Genomic DNA, 6,431 nt, shown 5'->3' with positions numbered 1-6,431 from the left:
CCGGCGCCGCGCCAAGCGCGGCGCCGGGCCCAAATTCCGATACATGGAATCGGCGCAGCCGATTCCATGTATCGGGTGCGGGAGTGTTCGCTCACCCGCAGTGCTTAGACCTGACGGACGGCCCCTTTTGCGGCACTGGTCGTCAATTTGGCATAGGCTTTTAGCGCGGTGGACACTTTACGCTTACGTGGTGCAACGGGCTGCCAGCCCTTCTCGTCCTGCTCTTCGCGCCGCGCGGCCAGGTCTTCGTCGGAGACCGCCAGATGGATGCTGCGGTTGGGAATGTCGATTTCGATCGTGTCGCCGGTTTTCACCAAACCGATCTCACCACCTTCCGCTGCTTCGGGCGAGACGTGGCCGATTGATAAGCCCGAGGTGCCACCCGAGAAACGACCGTCAGTCAGCAGCGCGCAGGCTTTGCCCAGCCCCTTGGATTTCAGATACGAAGTCGGATACAGCATTTCCTGCATTCCCGGCCCACCACGCGGGCCTTCGTATCGGATCACCACCACGTCACCTTCCTTGACCTTGCCGGTCAGGATGTCATTGACAGCCTGGTCCTGGCTTTCGCAGACATAAGCTGAGCCTGTGAATTTCAGGATGTTCTCATCCACACCCGCAGTTTTCACGATACAGCCGTCGCGCGCAATGTTGCCGAACAATACCGCCAGACCGCCATCCTGGCTGAATGCGTGCTCTTTCGAGCGGATCACGCCGCCTTCGCGGTCAGTGTCGAGCTCCTTGTAGCGGTTCGACTGGCTGAAGGCTTGTGTAGTACGCACGCCGCCGGGCGCCGCTTTGAATAGGTCCTGAGCCTTCGGGTTGTTGGCGACTTTGATGTCCCAGTTGGCAATTGCTTCGCCCATGGTGCCCGAATGCACTGTATGGCAATCCTCATGCAGCAAGCCTGCGCGGCTGAGTTCACCAAGGATCGAGAAGATGCCACCAGCGCGGTGGACGTCTTCCATGTGCACGTTTTCGATGTTGGGCGCGACTTTGCACAAACAGGGCACCTGGCGGCTCAGGCGGTCCATGTCGGACATGGTGAAATGCACTTCACCTTCGTGCGCGATGGCCAGCAAATGAAGCACCGTATTGGTCGATCCACCCATTGCGATATCCAAGCTCATGGCATTTTCGAACGCGTCGAACGTGGCGATTTCACGCGGCAGGAAGCCTTTCTCGTCTAGATCATAGTGGCGCTTGGTGATCTCGACGATGCGGCGACCAGCTTCCAAGAACAACTCTTTACGGTCGGCATGTGTGGCCAGGGTCGAGCCATTGCCCGGCAGCGCCAGACCCAGTGCTTCGGCCAGACAATTCATCGAGTTCGCGGTGAACATGCCCGAGCATGAACCACAGGTTGGACAGGCGTTTTCTTCAATGTGTTGCACCTGCTCATCGGTAAATCGATCATCCGCTGCGGCAACCATCGCGTCGACAAGGTCGATCTTCTTGGCGTCCAGATCGGCGATGTCGATCTTGCCCGCTTCCATAGGTCCACCCGAGACAAAGATCGCAGGGATGTTCAGACGCATGGCCGCCATCAACATGCCGGGCGTGATCTTGTCGCAGTTCGAGATACAGACCATAGCGTCCGCGCAGTGGGCGTTAACCATGTATTCAACAGAATCCGCAATCACCTCACGCGAGGGCAGCGAATACAGCATCCCGTCATGGCCCATGGCGATGCCGTCATCGACCGCGATGGTGTTGAACTCTTTGGCGACACCGCCAGCGGCTTCAACCTCGCGCGCAACCATCTGTCCCAGGTCCTTCAGGTGGACGTGACCGGGTACAAACTGGGTGAACGAGTTGACGATGGCGATGATCGGTTTGCCGAAATCGTCGTCTCCCATACCGGTGGCGCGCCACAGGCCGCGGGCACCGGCCATGTTGCGGCCATGGGTGGAGGTTCTGGATCGGTACATTGGCATGATGCTGTATCCCTATTGCCCAAACTGCGATATTGGGCGTGTACGTTATAGCGCACGTATCATATGTACGTTATAACGCACAAGACAAATCGCAGGGCGCGGGTATGGAATCGGACGAACTAACGCTGAAACTAAGGGATGTGCGGGCGGCATCCGGGCTGAGCCTGTCAAAAGTCGCGGAACTCACCGGGGTCAGCAAAGCCATGCTGGGCCAGATCGAGCGTGGCGAATCAAGCCCGACCATCGCGACCCTGTGGAAGATCGCGAAGGGTTTCCAGCTCCCGCTGAGTGCTTTGATTGGTACTGCTGCAATGCGTGACACGACAGACGCTGATGTGTTCAGTACCGTGAGATTTCCGGGAAGTATTGAAGTCAAGATTGTCTTTCCTTTTGATCCCGCATTGGGGGCCGAAACATTTCATGTCGAGTTGTCACCCAATCAAAGCCACGAATCTCCGGCCCATGCAGCAGGCGTAACCGAAGAGGTTTTTGTTCTGAGCGGAGCTTTGGACGTGCTGCGAAATGGAAACTGGGTTCCGCTGCAATCCGGTCAAGGGTTGCGATTTTCTGCGGATGTGCCGCATGGATACCGCGCTGGTGATCAGGGAGCTGCTTTTCTAAATATGCACCACTATTCGCAACCAGCGGAAGTTTCAGAATAGGAAAGCCCCATACAATGACCGCACTACTGGACAGTTTGACCGTCGTCGATGCCATCGGCTCATTCGGGGCTTTGATCGTAGTTGCGGCATATTTTGCGACCCAGATGCGAGTGATGAACTCGGAGGATCTGGCCTTTCCGCTGGTGAATCTTATCGGTTCGGTGCTGATCGTGTTCTCACTGCTGCAGAACTTCAATCTGGCGTCGATGCTGATCGAAGGCTTCTGGATCATCATCAGCGTTATTGGGATCATCCAGTATTATCGCCTGCGTCGATTGCGATAAATCCAGTGTGGTCGGGACGCTAGCGCTATCCAGCCTTGAACCTGCATCCTGCCAAGTATAGGGAAAACCCAAGCTCGCTTAGGGGAGGCATAGATGCAGGACGATCCAAAAACCCTCGTTTCTACCGAATGGCTTGCCGCACATCTCAAGGATCCGGATCTAAGGATTCTGGATGGGTCGTGGTACCTGCCGCAGCAAGCGCGAGACGCCAAGGCAGAGTATGACGCTGCCCACATCCCTGGTGCGCGGTTCTTTGATATTGATGAGATATCCGACCATCGTTCTGACCTGCCGCATATGGCACCTCCGGTCGAGAAGTTCATGTCGCGCCTGCGCGCGATGGGCGTTGGCGATGGCCATCAGGTCGTGGTCTATGACGGCGCGGGGCTGATGTCGGCGGCGCGGGTCTGGTGGTTGTTCCGTCTGATGGGACAGGACAATATTGCCGTTCTGGATGGTGGATTGCCCAAATGGCAGTCCGAAGGGCGCGAGATCGAAGACCTGCCCCCCATTATTCGCGACCGTCATATGACGGTGCGGGTTCAGAACCACCTTGTCCGCGATGTGACGCAAGTTTCCTCAGCCGCGAAGCTTGCGGATCACGAGATCATCGATGCCCGTTCGGCGGCCCGTTTCTTCGGGACCGAAGCCGAACCGCGCGAGGGGTTGCGCTCGGGTCATATCCCAGGCTCGCGCAACGTGCCTTTTGGAATGCTGTTGAACAAGAATGGCACGATGAAGTCGCCCGAAGACTGCCGCGCGGTTTTTGAAGATGCCGGCGTCGACTTATCGAAACCCGCGATCACATCCTGTGGCTCTGGTGTGACTGCCGCAATTCTCAGCCTTGCATTGGAACGCATGGGCAAGAAAGACCACGCGCTTTATGACGGCTCCTGGGCTGAATGGGGTGCCTTCCCAACCCTGCCCGTCGCAACCGGAGAGAACTGATGTTCGAGAACCTTAAACCGCAGCCAGCAGACAAGATTCTGGCATTGATGCAGATGTACCGCGACGACCCACGTGATCACAAGATCGATCTGGGCGTTGGCGTCTACAAGAATGCCGAGGGGGTCACTCCGGTGATGCGCGCGGTGAAAGCAGCTGAAAAGCGTATTCTCGAAGAGCAGGAGAGCAAGGCTTATACCGGTCTGGCTGGTGATCCAGCCTTTGCGGACGCGATGATCGACTTGATCCTCGGAAATTCTGTCCCGCGTGGCAACATTGCAGCCGTAGCCACCCCCGGTGGTACCGGAGCCTGTCGTCAGGCGTTTGAGATGATCCGTATGGCCAACCCCACCGCGCGTGTTTTCGTGTCGAACCCCACATGGCCAAACCATTTGTCGATCCTGAACTATCTAGGGATCGAGACAGTCCAATACCGTTATTTCGACGGAGAATCGCGTGGCGTCGATTTCGACGGTATGATCGAGGACCTGAAAACTGCCAATGCAGGCGACGTGGTTCTTCTGCACGGCTGTTGCCACAACCCAACGGGTGCCAACTTAAATATGGTGCAATGGCAAGAGGTCGTGAACCTGATCAACGCGCGTGGCCTCGTCGCAATGATCGACATCGCCTATCAGGGCTTTGGCGACGGTCTGGAAGAAGATGCGCAGGCAACCCGTCTGGTGGCATCGTCAGTGAAGCGCTGTCTGATCGCGGCGTCTTGTTCGAAGAACTTCGGCGTCTACCGTGAACGCACCGGCCTGCTGATGGCGATCAGTGACGATCCGGCACAGACTGCACTGAACCAGTCTACGCTGGCATTTCTGAACCGCCAGAACTACTCGTTCCCGCCTGATCACGGCGCGCGGGTGGTGACGACGATCCTGAATGACGATGCTCTGCGGGCAGATTGGGCGACCGAATTGGAAGATGTCCGCCTTTCCATGCTGGGCCTGCGTCAGCAACTGGCTGATGAGTTGCAGAGCCTTAGTGGATCGGATCGATTTGGATTTATCGCCCAGCATCGCGGCATGTTCTCGCGACTGGGGGCCGCGCCAGAACTGGTTGAAAAGCTGCGTGCCGATCACGGCATTTACATGGTCGGTGACAGCCGTCTGAACATCGCTGGTTTGAACGCCAATACTGTGCCCATTTTGGCGCAGGCGATTGTCGATGTCGGCGTCTGAGCGATATCTTTGAATGAAGGAAAACCCGGGCGCGAACGCCCGGGTTTTTTTGTTTTTACTTGGTTGGCTATTAGCCTTTGGAGAATTCCGGATACGCTTCCATACCCAGTTCAGCCATGTCGAGGCCGTTGATCTCGTCCTCTTCGCTAACACGGATACCTACGGTGGCCTTCAGGATCGACCAAAGGATAAGAGCAGCACCAAAGGTGAAGACACCATAAGCAATGATCCCGGTCAGCTGAGTGATCAGGCTGGCTTCGCCATAGAAGATCACGGCGATGGTGCCCCAGATGCCAGCGAACAGGTGGACCGGGATGGCGCCGACTACGTCGTCGATCTTGAACTTGTCCAGCATCGGAACCGCGAAGACCACAATGATGCCGCCCACAGCACCGATCCACAGAGCGCCGAACAGGGTTGGGGCCAGCGGCTCAGCAGTGATCGACACCAGTCCCGCCAGCGCGCCGTTCAGCACCATGGTCAGGTCGGGCTTTTTGTACAGCAGCTGTGTCATGATAAGGGCGGCAACGGCACCGGATGCAGCGGCCATGTTAGTGTTGGCAAAGATGCGCGATACGTCCGAGACATCTCCTACAGTGCCCATCGCCAGCTGCGAACCACCGTTGAAGCCGAACCAACCCAGCCACAGGATAAAGGTACCCAGAGTGGCCAGAGCCAGGTTCGAACCAGGCATCGGGTGCACTTTACCGTCCTTGTACTTACCGATGCGCGGCCCAAGGATGAGAGCACCTGCCAGAGCCGCCCAGCCACCGACCGAGTGCACGATGGTTGAACCAGCGAAGTCCGAGAAGCCTGCTTCGGACAGCCAACCACCACCCCACTGCCACGAGCCCGAGATCGGGTACATGATGCCGGTTAGGACAACAACGAAGGCAAGGAAGGGCCACAATTTGATCCGTTCAGCCACCGCGCCGGATACGATCGAGGCGGTTGCGGCGACGAAGACCAGCTGGAAGAAGAAATCCGACCCGATCGAGGCGTAGTCGAGTGCCGCGGCATCTGCACCGACGCCCACCGGGTCAAGCACAGTGGTTGAGAAGAACGGACCCAGCCAGCCCGAAATAGTCCAGCCGTCGCCGGGATACATCAGGTTAAAGCCGATCAGCCAGTACATGATCGCGGCGATTGAAAACAGCGCGATGTTCTTGATCATCTGCATCGCGACGTTCTTGGACCGCACCAGCCCACCTTCGAGCATGGCAAAGCCTGCAGCCATGAAGAACACCAGAAAGCCACCCATCAGGAACAGCAGCGTGGTGAAGATATATTGGGTGTGTTGCGCGGGCTCGCCGGTAGCGGCCTCTTGCGCAAGACCCATCTGCGGCAGTGCGACGATCGCAGCGGCAGGGATGAGAGATTTCATCAGGTTCATTGTCAGTCCTCGAGTGATTGTGA

Annotated in this window: 6 protein-coding genes; 4 read left to right on the top strand and 2 right to left on the bottom strand. The window is 57.4% G+C overall.

Features of this window, described 5'->3' with window-relative positions; all coding sequences use genetic code 11:
* Positions 1-104: 104 nt before the first annotated feature.
* Positions 105-1,937, bottom strand: coding sequence for a dihydroxy-acid dehydratase (ilvD, locus tag ACR0NE_RS15660; protein WP_170395133.1), 1,833 nt, complete (start codon positions 1,935-1,937; stop codon positions 105-107).
* Positions 1,938-2,041: 104 nt separating this feature from the next.
* Here ilvD and ACR0NE_RS15655 point away from each other — a divergent pair, with 104 nt between their 5' ends.
* The 4 genes from ACR0NE_RS15655 (at position 2,042) to ACR0NE_RS15640 (ending at position 5,015) form a co-directional block, all read left to right on the top strand.
* Positions 2,042-2,599 (top strand): XRE family transcriptional regulator, encoded by a 558-nt coding sequence (locus ACR0NE_RS15655; protein ID WP_170395136.1) that lies wholly within the window; start codon positions 2,042-2,044, stop codon positions 2,597-2,599.
* Positions 2,600-2,613: 14 nt separating this feature from the next.
* Complete coding sequence (locus ACR0NE_RS15650; protein WP_170395139.1) at positions 2,614-2,883, top strand: CBU_0592 family membrane protein; 270 nt, start codon at positions 2,614-2,616, stop codon at positions 2,881-2,883.
* Between the two features lie 93 nt (positions 2,884-2,976).
* Entirely contained in the window at positions 2,977-3,831 is an 855-nt protein-coding gene (gene sseA / locus ACR0NE_RS15645; protein WP_170395143.1) for a 3-mercaptopyruvate sulfurtransferase, read from the top strand.
* Positions 3,831-5,015 carry an amino acid aminotransferase gene (locus ACR0NE_RS15640; protein ID WP_170515810.1) on the top strand — a complete coding sequence of 395 codons (1,185 nt, stop codon included), beginning with the start codon at positions 3,831-3,833 and terminating at the stop codon, positions 5,013-5,015. The genes sseA and ACR0NE_RS15640 overlap by 1 nt, the downstream gene beginning before the upstream one ends.
* Before the next feature lie 70 nt (positions 5,016-5,085).
* Here the strand turns inward: ACR0NE_RS15640 and ACR0NE_RS15635 are convergent, their stop codons facing one another.
* Entirely contained in the window at positions 5,086-6,408 is a 1,323-nt protein-coding gene (locus ACR0NE_RS15635) for an ammonium transporter (protein ID WP_170597132.1), read from the bottom strand.
* Between the last annotated feature and the right edge of the window lie 23 nt (positions 6,409-6,431).

The sequence above is a fragment of the Ruegeria sp. C9 genome (assembly GCF_056537585.1).
The sequence above is the reverse complement of the archived record's forward strand: the minus strand, read 5'-3'. Positions and strand labels throughout refer to the sequence as shown.

Excerpts from the sequence above, each read along its gene's own strand:
- ilvD (WP_170395133.1), bottom strand. The coding sequence starts at position 1,937 with ATGCCAATGTACCGATCCAGAACCTCCACCCATGGCCGCAACATGGCC.
- ACR0NE_RS15655 (WP_170395136.1), top strand. The coding sequence starts at position 2,042 with ATGGAATCGGACGAACTAACGCTGAAACTAAGGGATGTGCGGGCGGCA.
- ACR0NE_RS15650 (WP_170395139.1), top strand. The coding sequence starts at position 2,614 with ATGACCGCACTACTGGACAGTTTGACCGTCGTCGATGCCATCGGCTCA.
- sseA (WP_170395143.1), top strand. The coding sequence starts at position 2,977 with ATGCAGGACGATCCAAAAACCCTCGTTTCTACCGAATGGCTTGCCGCA.
- ACR0NE_RS15640 (WP_170515810.1), top strand. The coding sequence starts at position 3,831 with ATGTTCGAGAACCTTAAACCGCAGCCAGCAGACAAGATTCTGGCATTG.
- ACR0NE_RS15635 (WP_170597132.1), bottom strand. The coding sequence starts at position 6,408 with ATGAACCTGATGAAATCTCTCATCCCTGCCGCTGCGATCGTCGCACTG.